A 16,216-nucleotide genomic window follows, 5' to 3' on the forward strand; every position below is an offset into this window, starting at 1 on the left:
CTCCTCAAAAAACTGCTTTTCTCCGCAAATTTGAACAAAAATCGACAAATCTCTTTCAAATACCTTACAAAATTGTAACCTTTCTATATCCAAATTTATGCTAAAATGATACGAGCTATATGCTAAATAACGATGCGAAGGTGATAATCTATATGAAAAAAATCTTGTCTATTTTACTATTGCTTGTATTGTCAATTCCTTCCTTAGTAGTAACAACATCCCATGCGGAAGAAAAAATACATATTGAGGCTGCTGCTGCACTTTTATTTGATGCAGATACAGGAAAAATACTTCACGAGCAAAATCCAGATGAATTGCTAGCTATTGCTAGTATGTCAAAATTAATTGTTGTTTACGCTGTTTTAGAAGCAATTAAAGAAGGAAAAATCACTTGGGATACGAAAGTAAATATTTCTGATTACGCTTATGAAGTCTCTCGTAATAATGAATTCTCTAATGTACCGTTCGAAAAAGGACGTCAATATACTGTAAGAGAATTATATCATTCTATTGTTATATTCTCTGCAAATGGATCTAGTATTGCTTTAGCAGAACTTCTTGCAGGAAGTGAGAAAAACTTCTTAAATCTTGCAAATGAACATGCAAAAAAGGTAGGGTTAAAGAAATATAAATTTGTAAACTCTACCGGGTTAAATAATGCTGATTTAAAAGGAAAACATCCTGAAGGAACAGATCCGACCGGAGAAAACTCCATGTCAGCTCGCGATATGGGTATTCTTGCAAAAACGATTATTACAAAGTATCCAGAAATGCTAGAGGATACAAAACAAAGATTTAGAAACTTCCCAGACAATCATCCAAAACCAATTCGTATGGAAAACTGGAACTGGATGTTACCAGGCGCTGCCTTCTCTTATGATGGAACGGACGGTTTAAAAACTGGTAGTTCTGATACCGCTGGATATGGGTTCACTATTACAGCGAAACGTGGTGATGTTCGTCTTATCTCGGTTATTATTAAAACAAAATCAATGGATGAACGCTTCACAGAATCTCGTGAATTAATCGAACATGGATTTAATAACTTTGAAAAACAAAAATTAAAAGTTAATAAAAACAATACAATCTCTGTAGTAAAAGGGAAAGAAGACCAAGTAACTGTTGCACCCGAAAAAGAAATAACAGTAATTGCGAAAAAAGGTAGCAAAGAGCCTTATAAAATTGGGACTGAATTAGATAAATCCCTTGCTGAAGATGGACATTTAGTTGCTCCTGTTAAGAAAGATACCAAAGTAGGCTCAATTACTTTAGAATCAACTGATAAATATGGTTTCTTAGACGGTAGTAAAAGTATGAAAGCTACTGCAAAAACGACAGAAGAAGTTGAAAAAGCAAATTGGTTTGTATTATCAATGCGCTCTATTGGAGATTTCTTCTCAAACTTATGGTCTAAAGTATTTTAATAATGATGAAAAGCTAGCTCACGCTAGCTTTTTTTATTTTCTTCTCTCCATGTAAAACTTCGTTTGGTTGTCATATCTGAGTCCTTTTCCTCATACGTATGAACTAGTAATTGTTACACACTTCATCTAGAGATAAAGTGAAACTTTAATCAGTGGGGGTTTTGTTCATCCCCACTGATTATTAGTTGAACTAATCGGGCTTTTACGGGCAGTTTGATCTCCCACCCACCTTCTTTGCTCCAGCCCAATTTTAAGGTGGGAGTCTTACTGCCCGTTAATGCGGGATAAACCTCTTTCCACAAGGTATTCCAAAAAGAGAGGTGACACATAATGGGCGTTATTGCTTATAACGAAGAAGATGTAAAGTTATTAGCTAGACTGATGCGTGCTGAAGCCGAAGGAGAAGGACAACAGGGGATGTTGATGGTCGGGAACGTTGGGGTAAATCGTGTCCGTGGAAATTGTTTAGATTTTAAAAAAATACGTAATTTACGTCAAATGGTGTATCAAAATCCTGGTGGTTTTGAGGCAACACAAAAAGGGTATTTTTATCAACGTGCAAGGGAACAAGATATTGCTTTAGCAAGGCGAACGATTCAGGGACAACGCTTTTGGCCTGCAAATTTTGCCTTATGGTTTTTTAGACCTGAAGGCCCTTGTCCGTCAACTTGGTATAATCAACAAAACTCTGGTCGCTTCAAAAAGCACTGCTTCTTCCAGCCATCTGGCGAAGATTGTCCTAGCGTTTATTAAGGATTGATAATAAGGAGGGATTTTTGAATGGCACAGCAACAAAACCCGTATTACGGAACTGGATTTTATCAACCATCTGGAACTTATGTACAACCGCAGCAAATGACTCCACAACAACAGCAAGCAATGCAACAACAAGCGGCGCAAGCTCAATATGCCGTTTCTCAAGGCATGTTACCATTAGAACAATCCTATATTGAAAATATCCTTCGTTTAAACAAGGGTAAGCAAGCTACGGTTGTAATGACTTATGAACGTGGTAGCTCACTCGGTACCCAATCGTATACAGGTATTATCGAAGCAGCTGGTCGCGATCATATTGTAATTAGTGAGCCACAATCAGGGAAACGTTTTTTACTATTAATGATTTACTTAGATTATGTGGAATTCCCCGAAGAAATTACGTACTTACCTAGTCAACAAGCAACTTATGCTCCAAGACCATAAAAAAAGCTGGCATATGCCAGCTTTTGTTTTTTTATAAGCCTTTTACAACTGCAGTTCCGACTAAAATCCATGCTACAATAAACGCTACGCCACCAAGAGGCGTAATTGGGCCAAAGAACTTAATACCTGTCGTACTTAATGCATACAAACTGCCTGAAAACATAATAATCCCAGCTACCATAAGCCAACCAGCAGTAGTTAAAAGTGATGATTGAACCTTATCCATCAATAAAGAAACTACGAATAGTCCACCTGCATGAAACATTTGATATGTAACACCTGTTTTCCAAACTTCTAACATTTTCGCAGAAATTTTATTTTCTAAACCGTGTGCTCCAAAGGCTCCTAACGCAACAGATAGCCCCGCTGCAATACAACCTAGTAAAAAGAAAATTTTCATCTTAATTCCCCTTTTTTACTTTTATCATAAGCAATTTTTTCATATAAGCCAAACGATTTAATCCTTAAAAATCAAATAAAGAATTACCATTTGCACCTTCTTCTTTAATATACACAGGTTCTCCAGAAACTGGCATAACTGGTTGAACTGTCTTTATAGGCTGCGATCCAATTACTTGCGATTGAATTTGCGGCTCCCTATACGTAGAAGATTCAACCTGTTCATCTAATAGTAAATCGCATAAAGCACGCACAACTAATAAATGATCTTTTGATTTTTGTCCTTCACTACTTTTTGCCTTTGCAATTTCATTCGCCATTTTATTTAAAATCTTATCGCTCGATATTTGCATTCCTTATCACCTCGTACTTTGTAGTTCTTTCTCAAATTGCTTCAGCTTCTCTACTAAACCAAATACTATTATCATATCATGTTCTTGCAGTTTTTCCTGCCCCGTTGGATTATGTATAATATCCCCATTTCTCAAAATCGCTAATATCGTTACATCAAACTGATTCCTCACATCACTCTCTAGTAACGATTTACCAACTAATATTGAATCTTTTCCAACTAAAATTTCTTCAATGACAAATGACTGTTCTATCCCATACAGCACTGTATCAATATAATGAACTGTTAATGGATTCGCAATACCTTTTGCAATATGAATTCCTGCCATACTGGATGGATTAATAACTTTATTTGCACCCGCACGCCTTAATTTCTCTTCAGTTTCTGGCTTTTCAGATCTCGCCACAATTTTAATTGCATCGTTTAATCCTCTTGCTGTTAATGTAATAAATACATTTTCAGCATCATTTGCTACGATAGCAACTAAACCAGCCGCTTTTGAAATTCCAGCATGATGTAAAACTTGATCCTCCGTCGCATCTCCATGTATATACAAAAGCTTTCCCTTCTCTAATACACTTTCATCTTTATCGACAACAACAAATGGAATTTTCTTTTCTTGCAATTCATGTACAACTTGAAGCCCCACTCTACCGCAACCACATACTATAATATGATTTTTCAACTGCGCTATTTGTTTATCCATCTTCTCCCTCCGCACTGCATGAAATAAATTCCCTTCAATAATCATAGCTGCCACTACCCCAATTGCATACGTAACAATACCTACGCCAACAGGAATAATAAGGAGCGCAAATACTTTCCCCGCTTGCGTTACAGGAACAGCATCTCCGTATCCAACAGTCAATACAGTAATCATCGTCATCCAAAATGCTTGAAACAAACTAATCTCTTCAATTGTCATAAATCCTATCGTTCCTAGAATTACAACAAAAGTCATACATATAACTGCGATCCATAATTGCTTACGTGCATTCATACCGTATTTCAACTCTTTTCTCTATCTACAATCTTTGCCAGTGGAAATAAAATACGTATATACTAGATACGGAATCTATGAAAGAGGTTGATATAATGAAGACATTTCTTTCCGCCTTACAATGGGCACTATTTATTTTAGCTGGAAGCCTTATTGTACCAATTAGTGTCGCAACTAGTTATGGTCTTGATGGCGCTGAAGCTATCGCATTCGTACAAAGAACATTATTTGTTCTAGGCTTTGCTGGTCTCTTGCAAGCTATATTTGGGCATAAACTTCCTATTCAAGAAGGTCCTGCTGGACTTTGGTGGGGAATTTTCTCCCTTTACGCAAGTTTAGGCGTCGTATTATTTGGATCAAACAATGAGACACTTAAAGTTCTTCAATATGCTTTCCTATTAAGCGGTATTATTTGTATTATTCTTAGCGCTTTTGGACTTATTGATAAACTCGTTCGCTATTTTACACCGACAGTCATTGGAACATATTTATTTCTTCTTGTTGCGCAGCTTAGTGGCTCCTTCTTAAAGGGAATGTTTGGCCTTGATGGAAAACATACAGAAGTACAACCTAACGTATTTATTCTTTCACTCATTGTTATTTTACTATCCTTTTTCATCATGAAGCTACCTATTATTGGACAATATTCTGTTCTTTTCAGTATCGTATGCGGCTGGATATTATTCGCATGCTTCGGGTTATCAAATCCAGTAACGCCTGTGACAGATATAATCCGTTTTCCGTCTCTATTTGTTTTCGGAATGCCTCGTATTGAATGGAACATGGCAATTACGGTCGTTTTCGTTACACTATTACTTCTAACAAATATGTTAGCAAGTATTCGTGTTGTGCAAAGGATTGTCTCTAAGTATGAAAAGAATGCAGCACCAGATCGTTTTAAACAAGCTGGCATTATAACAGGAATCAACCAATTGCTAGGCGGCCTATTTTCAGCTATTGGGCCTGTCGCTATTTCTGGATCAGCAGGTTTTATTGCAACGACTAATATTTATAAACGTCTCCCGTTTATATTAGGGTCAAGCTTTATTATTGTCGTTAGTATATTTCCAAAGATCACTTCATTCTTTGCAGCAATCCCTGTTGCAGTTGGTTATGCCGCTATTTATCCTGTATTCGCAAGCATGATTGGCCTTGCCTTTCGAGAATACGAAACTGTCCAGGATAAAGAACGATTATTTAAAGTAGCCGGTCTTTCAATCTTCACAGGAGTCGGAGTTATGTTTGTTCCAGCAGGAGCATATTCCACACTTCCACCATTTCTAGCATCGTTTTTAAGTAACGGTCTCGTTCTTGGATCTGTAATGGCCATTTTGCTAGAAATACTATTTTCTCGTTCCACAGCAAAACAAATATCGTAAATTGGAAAACTTCCATTATTGCACTCTACCTTTAGAGTTGTTACGATAAAATCAAACTTGAATCATTGGGGTTTTATCCATCCCCAATGATTATTAACCGATATTATGAGCAACACACTCATAATGATTTATCTACTTCTTTTCAAAGAGGTTTGATGTCTTACTATTATTCCTCAACATCTTCATGAACATGTATTTTGATTTCAATTAAAGAAAGGAATTTTCTATATGACTTATAAAATGATTGTTTTAGATTTAGATGATACTTTATTACGTGATGACCATACTATTTCACCTCGTACGAAAGAAGCGTTAATGACTGCACAAGAGCAAGGGGTAAAGGTTGTACTTGCTTCTGGACGTCCAACGTTTGGTATGCGCAATGTAGCCAAAGAACTTCGCTTAGAAGAATACGGCAGTTTCATTCTATCTTTTAATGGCGCAAAAATTATTAACTGTAAAACAAACGAAGAAATCTTTAGTAGTACACTATCTCCTGAAATCGTTCACAACCTATTTGAAATTAGTAAAACTGAAGATGTATGGATTCATACTTATATGGGCGATGATATCGTAACGGAAGAAAATAATCCTTATACTGAAATTGAGGGCGATATTACTGGTATGCCAATTGTTGTAGTAGATGACTTTAAAGCCGCAGTTAAAGAGCCTGTAGTAAAAGTATTAATGAATAAAGAAGCTGAACGCCTTGTTGAAGTTGAAAAGAAACTACAAAAACAACTAGAAGGCCAATTAAGCGTGATGCGTTCGAAACCATTCTTCTTAGAATTTACTGAAGCCGGTGTTACAAAAGGAACGAGCTTAAACAAACTGATTCAAAAGCTTGGCATTAAGCGTGAAGAAGTTATCGCAATGGGCGATAGCTATAACGACCAAGCAATGATTGAATTTGCTGGTCTTGGCGTTGCAATGGGCAATGCACCTGATGATATTAAAGAAATTGCAAATTACGTAACAGATACAAATATGAACGATGGTGTTGCAAAAGTTGTAGAGAAATTTGTTTTAAAAACGGATGTACTTGTTTAATATTTTCATTCACAAAACCTATTTGAAGTCAAATACTTCAAATAGGTTTTTATTTAAATTCTCATGCTTTTGTGACTATATTTTGAACTTTGCACTATTCTCGTAGTGTAAACTTTCTTTTTGTATATAATGAAACAAAATAGACTATTTTATTTTGAAAAAGAATACAAATTTACTATATACAAGCATACGTTAAAGGAGGCTACTTTATGTTATCTACACCAATCGGACGATTAAGAGCAATTGGACTAGTTGAGGGTATTTCTTTCCTATTACTATTATTTGTAGCAATGCCATTGAAATATTTCGCAGGATTTGCAACAGCTGTTAAAATTACAGGCATGGCTCATGGTGTTCTATTTATTCTATTCATCTTTGCAGTAATTCAAGTAACAATCGTACACCGTAAATCTATTTTATGGGCACTTGGAGCATTCGTTTCATCAGTTATCCCATTTGGTACTTTTGTACTAGATGCAAAATTAAAGAACGAGCAATAATAATAAAAAGGTAGTTAACGACTGTTAACTACCTTTTCTATTTATAAATTTGGAATTTCCCAATCAATTTCTCTTTCGCCCATATTAGCTAAAATCGTATTTACTTTAGAGTATGGCTTACTACCAAAGAAACCACGTCTTGCTGATAATGGACTTGGATGTACAGACTCGATAATATGATGATTCGGATTCGTAATTAACTTCTTCTTCGCCTGCGCATGGCGCCCCCACAATATGAAAATAACTGGCTTTTCACGTTCATTCAACAGTTGAATCACACGATCTGTGAAGTGCTCCCATCCTTTTCCCTTATGAGAATTTGCTTCACTTTGACGAACTGTTAATACGGTATTTAGTAGTAATACTCCTTGCTCCGCCCATTTTACTAAATAACCGTTATTCGGAATTTCATAACCATATTCATCTCGAAGCTCTTTATACATGTTTAACAATGATGGTGGTGTTTTAACACCAGGTTGTACAGAAAAGCTTAAACCATGCGCTTGATTCGGTCCATGATACGGATCTTGTCCTAAAATAACAACCTTTGTATTTTCATAACTTGTATACTGAAGAGCGTTAAAAATATCTTCCACCTTCGGATAAACAACATGCGTGCTGTATTCTTCTGTCAAAAAACTGGATAGAGTAAGATAATACTCTTTCTCAAATTCTGGTGCCAGTAATGGTCCCCAATCATTTCTTAAAACATTTTCCATGCTTTCACTTCCTGTCCAATTAATTCAACATATCCTGTTTTGTAAATACTAAGAACGAAATAATAAGAGAAACAACTGCCCAAACAGTTAAATTCATCAAAGAAAATCCCATTGATAAGCCTTGTAATGCAGGTAATTTTCCTGATAAATAATCCGTTAATGATAAATTCACGCTAAAAATATATTTCGCGCCTTCCCAAGATGTTGCGAATGAGCTTAAGATACCGCCTGCAATTAATGCAGCTAGCATAACGCCCATACCAGCTGGTGTATTACGAATTAAAACAGAGACCATAAATGATATAGTTCCGACAACGATAGCAACAAACCAGGCTAGTCCATACGCCATTAAGATGTATTGCCACTGCGGAATAAGGTGCACAAAGTTCGTATTTAACGTTTCCTTATCAATGACGAATCCTGTTAAAACAGGTAAATTCCATCCCGAGTATCCAAATACAAGCCCTGATAATATGTAAGCAAACAAACCTACAAGGAGCAGTATGAGCGAAATGAAAAATAACATCGTCACGTATTTACTAAGGAGTATTTTCCAGCGCCGAATCGGCCGCGTAAGTAACATCTTCATCGTCCCATCACTTCGTTCTCCAGAAACGATATCAATGGCGACAATCATTACGAGAAGCGGAATAAACAATGTAATTCCTTGTTCAATAAATGCTCTGACAAAAGTCGGTGCACCTGGCGCCATCGGATTAATATCATGATCTAAATAATATTGTTGTTGTTCAACTCTTACCTTTAACCAATCACGCCATTCTTCTGGCAATCTAGAATTATTCAACCGGTTCTGAGAATCAACAATTTGCTGTTGCAATGAAACCTTCCAATCAGTTGTACCGAGTCTTTTTTGTGTCGTTTCTATTTCGCGATACTGCGCATACACAAAAAGCGGGATTAAGATTGCTAAAATAAGCATAACAACAAAAATACGTTTCTTACGGTAAATCTTTTCTGATTCATTTAAAACTAGATTCGCAAATTCACGCATGCTGCTCACCCCTTGTGAGTTCAATAAATAAATCTTCTAGCGTAAATACAAGCTCCTTAACACTATGTACATCTATTTCATTTTCTACCAAGTGTTTATTCCAACTACTTATAGATGCAATATCCATGCGGCATAATAATCGCTCGCCTTCTACACTCACTTCTCTTACTTCTTCGGCTGCTTCTAACATATCTTTCGCCTTAGAAATTGGTGTAACAATCCATTCTACACGATCACTTGCTGTTTTAATTAATTCTTCAACCTTGGCAACTGTTATCATCTTTCCTTTATGAATAATAGCAACGCGATCGCATATCATTTGCACTTCACTTAGCAAGTGACTTGAAATAAACACGCTCATATTTTCTTCTTTTACAAGCTTATGTATAAATTCCCTAAGTTCTCTAATCCCTGCTGGATCTAAACCATTCGTTGGCTCATCTAATATGAGCAATTTTGGATTCCCAAGGAGCGCCTGCGCAATTCCAAGGCGTTGTTTCATACCAAGTGAGTACGTTTTTACCTTGTCATGAATTCTTTCATCTAAATGAACCATTTCAGCAATTTCAATAATACGTTCATCTGATATATCACCTAACATACGAGCAAATTGCTTTAAATTTTCCCATCCTGTTAAATATGTATACAACTCTGGGTTTTCAACGATACTCCCAATTTGACGCATCGCCTCTCTGAAATTGTCCTTAATCGAATAACCACCGATAGAAATCGTACCTTCTGTCGCCGTAATCAATCCGACTAACATTCGAATGGTAGTCGTCTTTCCAGCACCATTTGGTCCTAAGAACCCGAACACTTCTCCTTTCTTTACATCAAAGGAAATGTCCTCTACAAGAGTCTTCTTTCCAATTACCTTCTTCAAGTCTCGTACGGAAAGTATCGTCGTCATTTTACCCCTCCTTGTTCTAGTTTTAATTTACTTACAACATTTTGAACTAAACGTTCTGCCATATACGTATAACCTACTTCGTTCGGATGAAAATGATCAGAGTATAATAAATCTTTTCCGCGGTTTTGGAATAAATCAAATGTCGGTGTAATATACACATTTTTATCGTTTAGCGCTAACTTCTCTAAAGATGCATTCCAGTCCACAACAATGTTTGAAGACCCTTTTAAATCTTCTACATCTTCAAAAGGATTGTATAAACCAAGCCAAAAAATCGGACTATCTGTATTTAATTTACGAATTTCTTCTATAATTTTCTTTGCTTCATTTTGAAACGTTTCTGTGTCAGGACGATACGTATCTAAATCTATCTTCCCAAGCGATTCCCAGCCTGGGAACAAATCATTCCCACCAATCGTTAACACGATTACATCTGCTTGCTTAATTGAATATTGAGCGCCATTACTTTCAATTTGTTTTAATAAATCGGGCATTTTTGCACCACTAACTGCTAAATTTGTTAATGCAATTTTTTGCTTATAATCTTTTTGTAAATCCTCTTTCATTCGCCCAACATAGCCAATTCCTTCTTTATCACCAACGCCACGCGTTAATGAATCACCTAAACTAACGATTTGTAACGTTCCCGTTTTCTTTTTCTCTTTTGCCACTACATCGGTCTTTTTAATTAAATTTGAAGCTTTCGGATTTAATACATCATTTACACCTGAAACAAAGCCATATGCAAATAAACAGAAAGATGCAATTGTAATGAGTAGAATTACTTTTACTACTTTTGATCTCATATCAAAACCCCTTTTAGCCCTCATAGATTGTCCATAATTATACCAAACGAAATTTTGAAAAGCGATTTTCACACCTTCTCAATTATGTCGTTTCTCTATCTACTAACTCTGGTAATAACTCTATATGCTTCACATCTAATTTCTCTTCATTAATCTTTTCATATAATAATTCAAACGCTTTCAATCCAACGTTTTTACTAGAATGCGAAATCGTCGTTATACCCAATATATCTGCCACCTCTTGATCATCACACCCAATAATCGTAATATCCTCTGGAATACGAATTCCTTGTTTTTTTGCTTCTGTAACCATCCCCGCTGCAATATGGTTACAAGATACAAGGAACGCCGTCGGTTTTACTGACATATGAGCCCATTCTCTAATTACATTGCGTCCATCTTCCACTGTAAAACACCCCTCAAATTTCCAGGTCTCTAACGGTGTTACGATACTCTGTTGAAGCGAATCTTCATACGCCCTCTTTCGTCTTTGGCTATTAACGCTATTACTTCTTCCAATACAATATCCAATACTTGTATGACCGGCATCTATTAAGCTTTTCATCCCACGTGAAAATACTTTGTAGTAATCAATATGGACACTTGAAATGCATTTTGAATCTATTTCTTCACACATAACAATCGGGCCGAATTTCGTATATTCTTCAAGCTTCTCCTTACTATTTGCCCGAGAACAAATAATAACCCCATCAAGCTTTTTCATTTTTAACATATTTAAAATTTCTAGTTCTCTTTCTTCGCTATAATTTGTCTGGCAAAGCATCATATTATAATTATTCTTTGCCGTTTCTTTTGATATCCCCTCAATAATAGCGCTATAATATTGATCATTTACGTGTGGCAATAAAACGCCAATTACATTCGTTTTTCCTTTCACTAAATGAATTGCATTCACGTTTTGCGTGTAATTTAATTCTTCTATAATCGCTAAAATTTCTTTTCGTTTCTGTTCATTTACGTACGGATGATTATTTAGTACACGTGAAACAGTTGAAACAGATACTCCAGCAAGTTCAGCAATCTTTCTTATATTTGTCATCTCACTTTCCCCTTCTCACAAAAATTCTCTCTTGACCTGGTAAGCTTTCCACAATATATCCTTTCCTAGCAAATACATTTAGAAAGGATATACAACTATGCTTCGATTCAAATTAGAATATATATTTTTCATTGGCGGTTTACTCATTCTTGCCATCGGTATTAATATGATGACGACAATTACTTCCTTTGGACTTAGCCCTTATGATTCCTTCTTTATTGCACTATATCAAAATTTTGGGATAAGTATTGGTTTTTGGATTTTCATGATTAACTTTGCCTTTACACTTATCGTACTCTTTTGGAATAAAAAACAAATTACAATCGGTACAATTGTAACGATGATTCTTATTTCTCTTTTTGTTGATTGGATTGGTTCCATTATAACTATTATGGACGCTATCCGCTCTCTTCCAAAATATATAACACTTATTTGCGGAAATCTATTCGTTGGAGCTGGAATTGGTCTTTACGTCTCTACAAACCTTTGCGCAGCGCCTCAAGAAGCTTTCGTTTTAACCGTTGCTGAGAAGAAAAAATGGACGTTTAGAAGAACAGAGATTTCATTAGCCTTTTTATTTTTAACTTTAAGCTTTTTATTAGATGGACCTATCTATTTTGGAACCATCATCTTATCCTTTACAACAGGCTGGATTATCCAAGCATTTATTCAAGTTGGTACACAGATTTTAAATAGAAAAGAACCTATTAAGCAAGCTGCTTAATAGGCTCTTTCTGTTTTATGGTAAGAGATACTACTTAGCATCCCCTTCAATTCGATAGTTCGCTTTCAAACAATCTATTTCTTCATACCCTTGCAACGTATGTAGAATATAATCATAATCAGCAAGAGACGCACGATGCGTTACAATTACAATTTCAGCCTTTCCTTTCTCTTCAAGCGGCATTTGAATAATTTTCTCAAAGCTAACTCCGCGCTCAGAGAACAATGAAGTAATTTTTGCAAATACACCAATTTCGTCTTTTACATGCAGTCTTAAAAACTTTTTCACGACTATTTCGTCTGGCTCTTTTAATACTTTTTGATACTGTGGGACTACAGCACTATTTCCTGTTACCCCTAATCTAATATTTTGCATTACAGCAACTAAATCCGAAACAACAGCTGTCGCTGTCGGTAAACTTCCTGCCCCTGGTCCATAAAACATCGTTTCCCCAACTGCTTCACCGTACACATACACAGCGTTATATTCATTTTGTACTGCCGCAAGAGGGTGTGTATTTGGAAGTAAAGTTGGTTCAACCGTAACCTCCAATTTTTCACCATCTCGTTTTGCAAGACCGATTAATTTAATTGTATAACCTAAGCTCTTACTGTATTCAATATCTTCCTCTGTAATAGAGGTAATTCCTTTTACGTTCACATCTCCAAGCTCTACATTTGTAGAGAAACCGAGAGTAGCTAAAATCGTCATTTTTCTTGCTGCATCTAAACCTTCTACATCTGATGTTGGATCTGCTTCTGCAAATCCAAGTTGTTGGGCTTCTTTTAACACGTCGTTATATGCTCTCCCTTCGTCTGACATTTTCGTCAAAATAAAATTTGTCGTTCCATTTACAATTCCCATGACTTTCGTAATAAGATCTGAAGAGAGTCCTTCTACAATACTGCGTAGAATTGGAATTCCCCCTGCCACACTCGCTTCATAGAAGAGATCAGTTTTATTATCTTTTGCTGTCGCTAATAATTCAGCTCCATGTAATGCCATTAAGTCTTTATTTGCAGTTACAACATGCTTTCCGCTTTTTAAAGCTTGTAAAATATATAATTTTGCATCATCAATGCCACCCATTACTTCGATGACAACATCAATATTTGGATTATCTAAAATTTCATTTGCATCTTGTGTTAATAGAGTAGAAGGTACCTCTACTTCTCTCTCTTTCTCAATGTTTTGCACTAATACTTTCGTTACCTTCACTGGACAACCTACTTGGTGTATGAGTCTTTCTTGATGATCCGTAATAATACGAACTACACCACTCCCAACTGTCCCAAGACCTAATAAACCAACTTGAATTTCTTTCATAGTACTGTCCACCCCTCAAAAATTGTGTTTAGATGAAATTATATGAATAAAAAATCTGAAAAACAATGTATTTCGAACATTCGGAAAAATAAAGGTTAATCTTTACAAGGAAAACGTTGCCACGTGTTACACAATCTTTCTTTACAATATATAAGGGGTTTCTTGATACACGTAATAATTCAACCAATTAGAAAACAATAAATTCCCATGACTCCTCCACCTAACAAGGGGCTTTTCATCTGGATTATTATGTTTAAAATAGTTTTTTGGCACATCAATATTTAATCCCTTGTCACGATCTCGTTCGTATTCTTGCTTTAACGTATCACAACTATATTCACTATGCCCAAGGGCAAAAACTTGCCTTCCTTCTTGCCCAATGACAAGGTGAACACCCGCTTCCTCAGAATTTGCTAATAATGTTAAGTCTGTCACCTCTCTAATATCACTCTCTCGTACTTCTGTATGACGAGAATGGGGAGCAAAAAACAATTCATCAAACCCTTGTAACAATTTCACATGTTGCTCGCAAACTTCATGTTCAAATACACCGAACATTTTTTCCTTAAGAGGATACTTTGGAACACCATAATGATAATACAAGCCAGCCTGTGCCCCCCAGCAAATATGGAGCGTAGATGTTACATTCGTTTTTGAATACTCCATAATACGTTTAAGCTCTTCCCAATAATCTACCTCTTCAAAAGAAAGAGTTTCAACTGGTGCTCCTGTTATAATGAGCCCGTCAAATTTTTCATTTTCAATATCACGAAATGTTTTATAAAAGCTCATTAAATGGTCCTGCGCTACATTGCGAGAGAAATGTGATTCCATATGAAGCAAATGAACATCTAATTGCAACGGTGTGTTGCCAATTAAACGAAGTAATTGCGCTTCTGTTTCTTGCTTTGTAGGCATTAAATTTAAGATAGCAATTTTCAATGCCCGAATATCTTGTGTTTCTGCTCGCTCCTTCGTCATTACAAATATATTTTCCTTCTGCAACACTTTGCGAGCTGGTAAATCTTTATCAATTATGATCGGCATGTTCTTTGCCTCCGACTAGCGCCGCTTCTAAATCTGCAATAATATCAGAAACATCTTCTATGCCAACAGATAAACGAATTAAATCTGATGTAACGCCAGCTAGACGCTGATCTTCAGCACTTAATTGTCTATGCGTTGTGCTAGCAGGATGTATAACGCAAGTTCGTGCATCCGCTACATGCGTTACAAGAGTTGCTAGTTTTACATTTGCGATAAATTCTTTCGCCGCTTCTAATCCGCCCTTAATGCCGAATGTTAAAACACCACTAGCACCTTTTTTCAAATACGTTTGTGCTAACGAGTAATTTTCATTGCTATCTAATCCAGGATAATTCACCCATTCAATACGTTCATGGTTAGCAAGCCACTTAGCAACTACGAGAGCATTTTCACTATGACGCTCCATTCTTAAATGCAGCGTTTCTAAGCCGATATTGCTAATATACGCATTGAATGGGCTCATACAGTTTCCGTAGTCCCTTAATAATTGAACACGCGCCTTCACAATATAAGCTGCTGCACCAAAATTTTGAACGTAACTTACGCCGTGATAACTTGGATCCGGTTCAACAAGTTCAGGATATTTCCCATTTGTCCAATCGAAGTTCCCTCCGTCAATGACAATGCCGCCTAAAGAGCTTGCATGACCATCAATATATTTCGTCGTAGAATGAACGATAATATTTGCTCCGTGCTCAAATGCTTGGCATAAATAAGGAGTTGCTAATGTATTATCCACGATAAAAGGCACTTCTAACTCTTTCGCTGCATCTGAAAATTCTTTAAAATTCAAAACGTTCATCGCTGGATTTCCTAATGATTCTGCATAAATGAGCTTCGTCTTATCGTTAGCAAGTGCCGCAATTTCATCTGCCGTTAAATTGGGATTAAAGAACGTAACATCAATGCCAAGCTTACGTAAACTCACCCCAAATAAATTAAACGTTCCCCCGTAAACAGTTGAAGAGCAAAGTAAATGGTCTCCACTACTACAAATATTTAAAACTGCGAGCATAATAGCCGCTTGCCCAGAAGCCGTTGCAACAGCTCCTACCCCGCCTTCTAAATCTGATAACTTCTGCTCAAATGCAGCTAGAGTAGGGTTTCCAATACGCGTATAAATATATCCTTCTGCCTCTAAGTTAAATAGGGCTGCTAAATCATCCGAAGTATCGTATTTATACGTTGTACTTTGATAAAGTGGTAAAACACGTGGTTCACCATTCTTTGGCGTATAGCCACCTTGCACACAAATCGTTCCTTTTCCCCATGATTCTCCCATCTCTCATTCTCCTTTCTTTTATACAA

General features: G+C 36.3%; 18 protein-coding genes. 7 read left to right on the forward strand and 11 right to left on the reverse strand.

The window, feature by feature from the left end:
• Positions 1-152: 152 nt before the first annotated feature.
• The 3 genes from ASE54_RS32040 to gerQ all read left to right on the forward strand — a co-directional run bounded on the left by ASE54_RS32040 (position 153) and on the right by gerQ (position 2,624).
• Positions 153-1,424 carry a serine hydrolase gene (locus ASE54_RS32040; protein WP_000722863.1) on the forward strand — a complete coding sequence of 424 codons (1,272 nt, stop codon included), beginning with the start codon at positions 153-155 and terminating at the stop codon, positions 1,422-1,424.
• A 330-nt stretch (positions 1,425-1,754) separates the two neighbouring features.
• Positions 1,755-2,177, forward strand: coding sequence for a cell wall hydrolase CwlJ (cwlJ, locus tag ASE54_RS32045; RefSeq protein WP_000538161.1), 423 nt, complete (start codon positions 1,755-1,757; stop codon positions 2,175-2,177).
• Positions 2,178-2,204: 27 nt separating this feature from the next.
• Positions 2,205-2,624, forward strand: a complete 420-nt coding sequence (gene gerQ, locus ASE54_RS32050) for a spore coat protein GerQ (RefSeq protein ID WP_000068643.1) — start codon at positions 2,205-2,207, stop codon at positions 2,622-2,624.
• 31 nt (positions 2,625-2,655) lie between these two features.
• On the opposite strand, the gene ASE54_RS32055 is transcribed toward gerQ, so the two are convergent.
• From ASE54_RS32055 to ASE54_RS32065, 3 genes are all read right to left on the reverse strand, one after another.
• Positions 2,656-3,024 carry a DUF423 domain-containing protein gene (locus ASE54_RS32055; protein WP_000688319.1) on the reverse strand — a complete coding sequence of 123 codons (369 nt, stop codon included), beginning with the start codon at positions 3,022-3,024 and terminating at the stop codon, positions 2,656-2,658.
• 64 nt (positions 3,025-3,088) lie between these two features.
• Positions 3,089-3,376 (reverse strand): YwdI family protein, encoded by a 288-nt coding sequence (locus ASE54_RS32060; RefSeq protein ID WP_001167339.1) that lies wholly within the window; start codon positions 3,374-3,376, stop codon positions 3,089-3,091.
• Between the two features lie 6 nt (positions 3,377-3,382).
• Positions 3,383-4,375 carry a potassium channel protein gene (locus ASE54_RS32065; RefSeq protein WP_000993976.1) on the reverse strand — a complete coding sequence of 331 codons (993 nt, stop codon included), beginning with the start codon at positions 4,373-4,375 and terminating at the stop codon, positions 3,383-3,385.
• A gap of 95 nt (positions 4,376-4,470) precedes the next feature.
• Here ASE54_RS32065 and ASE54_RS32070 point away from each other — a divergent pair, with 95 nt between their 5' ends.
• From ASE54_RS32070 to ASE54_RS32080, 3 genes are all read left to right on the forward strand, one after another.
• Positions 4,471-5,754 carry a purine/pyrimidine permease gene (locus ASE54_RS32070; protein WP_000847020.1) on the forward strand — a complete coding sequence of 428 codons (1,284 nt, stop codon included), beginning with the start codon at positions 4,471-4,473 and terminating at the stop codon, positions 5,752-5,754.
• A gap of 228 nt (positions 5,755-5,982) precedes the next feature.
• Positions 5,983-6,804 (forward strand): Cof-type HAD-IIB family hydrolase, encoded by an 822-nt coding sequence (locus ASE54_RS32075; RefSeq protein WP_000221382.1) that lies wholly within the window; start codon positions 5,983-5,985, stop codon positions 6,802-6,804.
• 209 nt (positions 6,805-7,013) lie between these two features.
• A complete protein-coding gene (locus ASE54_RS32080; protein ID WP_000953395.1) occupies positions 7,014-7,304 on the forward strand; it encodes a DUF3817 domain-containing protein in 291 nt (96 codons plus the stop codon).
• Positions 7,305-7,345: 41 nt separating this feature from the next.
• Here ASE54_RS32080 and ASE54_RS32085 read toward each other — a convergent pair whose 3' ends face one another.
• Genes ASE54_RS32085 through ASE54_RS32105 form a run of 5 tightly spaced genes read right to left on the reverse strand, consistent with a single transcriptional unit; the run spans position 7,346 to position 11,811 of the window.
• Entirely contained in the window at positions 7,346-8,023 is a 678-nt protein-coding gene (locus tag ASE54_RS32085; protein WP_000432545.1) for a uracil-DNA glycosylase, read from the reverse strand.
• 19 nt (positions 8,024-8,042) lie between these two features.
• Positions 8,043-9,035 (reverse strand): ABC transporter permease subunit, encoded by a 993-nt coding sequence (locus ASE54_RS32090; protein WP_001206482.1) that lies wholly within the window; start codon positions 9,033-9,035, stop codon positions 8,043-8,045.
• Positions 9,028-9,945 carry an ABC transporter ATP-binding protein gene (locus tag ASE54_RS32095; RefSeq protein WP_000207705.1) on the reverse strand — a complete coding sequence of 306 codons (918 nt, stop codon included), beginning with the start codon at positions 9,943-9,945 and terminating at the stop codon, positions 9,028-9,030. The genes ASE54_RS32090 and ASE54_RS32095 overlap by 8 nt, the downstream gene beginning before the upstream one ends.
• Positions 9,942-10,823 (reverse strand): SGNH/GDSL hydrolase family protein, encoded by an 882-nt coding sequence (locus tag ASE54_RS32100; protein ID WP_002083539.1) that lies wholly within the window; start codon positions 10,821-10,823, stop codon positions 9,942-9,944. The genes ASE54_RS32095 and ASE54_RS32100 overlap by 4 nt, the downstream gene beginning before the upstream one ends.
• 10 nt (positions 10,824-10,833) lie before the next feature.
• Positions 10,834-11,811, reverse strand: coding sequence for a LacI family DNA-binding transcriptional regulator (locus ASE54_RS32105; protein ID WP_000181963.1), 978 nt, complete (start codon positions 11,809-11,811; stop codon positions 10,834-10,836).
• Positions 11,812-11,908: 97 nt separating this feature from the next.
• Between ASE54_RS32105 and ASE54_RS32110 the strand changes: the two genes are divergently transcribed.
• A complete protein-coding gene (locus ASE54_RS32110) occupies positions 11,909-12,535 on the forward strand; it encodes a YitT family protein (protein WP_000943406.1) in 627 nt (208 codons plus the stop codon).
• A 30-nt stretch (positions 12,536-12,565) separates the two neighbouring features.
• Here ASE54_RS32110 and ASE54_RS32115 read toward each other — a convergent pair whose 3' ends face one another.
• From ASE54_RS32115 to ASE54_RS32125, 3 genes are all read right to left on the reverse strand, one after another.
• Positions 12,566-13,861 carry a homoserine dehydrogenase gene (locus ASE54_RS32115; RefSeq protein ID WP_000659105.1) on the reverse strand — a complete coding sequence of 432 codons (1,296 nt, stop codon included), beginning with the start codon at positions 13,859-13,861 and terminating at the stop codon, positions 12,566-12,568.
• A gap of 141 nt (positions 13,862-14,002) precedes the next feature.
• The gene (gene metA, locus ASE54_RS32120) at positions 14,003-14,908 is read right to left on the reverse strand and encodes a homoserine O-succinyltransferase (RefSeq protein WP_001121542.1); all 906 of its coding nucleotides are present in this window, start codon (positions 14,906-14,908) and stop codon (positions 14,003-14,005) included.
• Positions 14,892-16,190: a bifunctional O-acetylhomoserine aminocarboxypropyltransferase/cysteine synthase gene (locus tag ASE54_RS32125; protein WP_000504772.1), complete on the reverse strand. Its 1,299-nt coding sequence runs from the start codon at positions 16,188-16,190 to the stop codon at positions 14,892-14,894. Before ASE54_RS32125 ends, metA begins: the two co-directional genes overlap by 17 nt.
• Positions 16,191-16,216: the final 26 nt, after the last annotated feature.

Source organism: Bacillus sp. Root131 (assembly GCF_001429475.1).
GTDB classification, from domain to species: domain Bacteria; phylum Bacillota; class Bacilli; order Bacillales; family Bacillaceae_G; genus Bacillus_A; species Bacillus_A thuringiensis_S.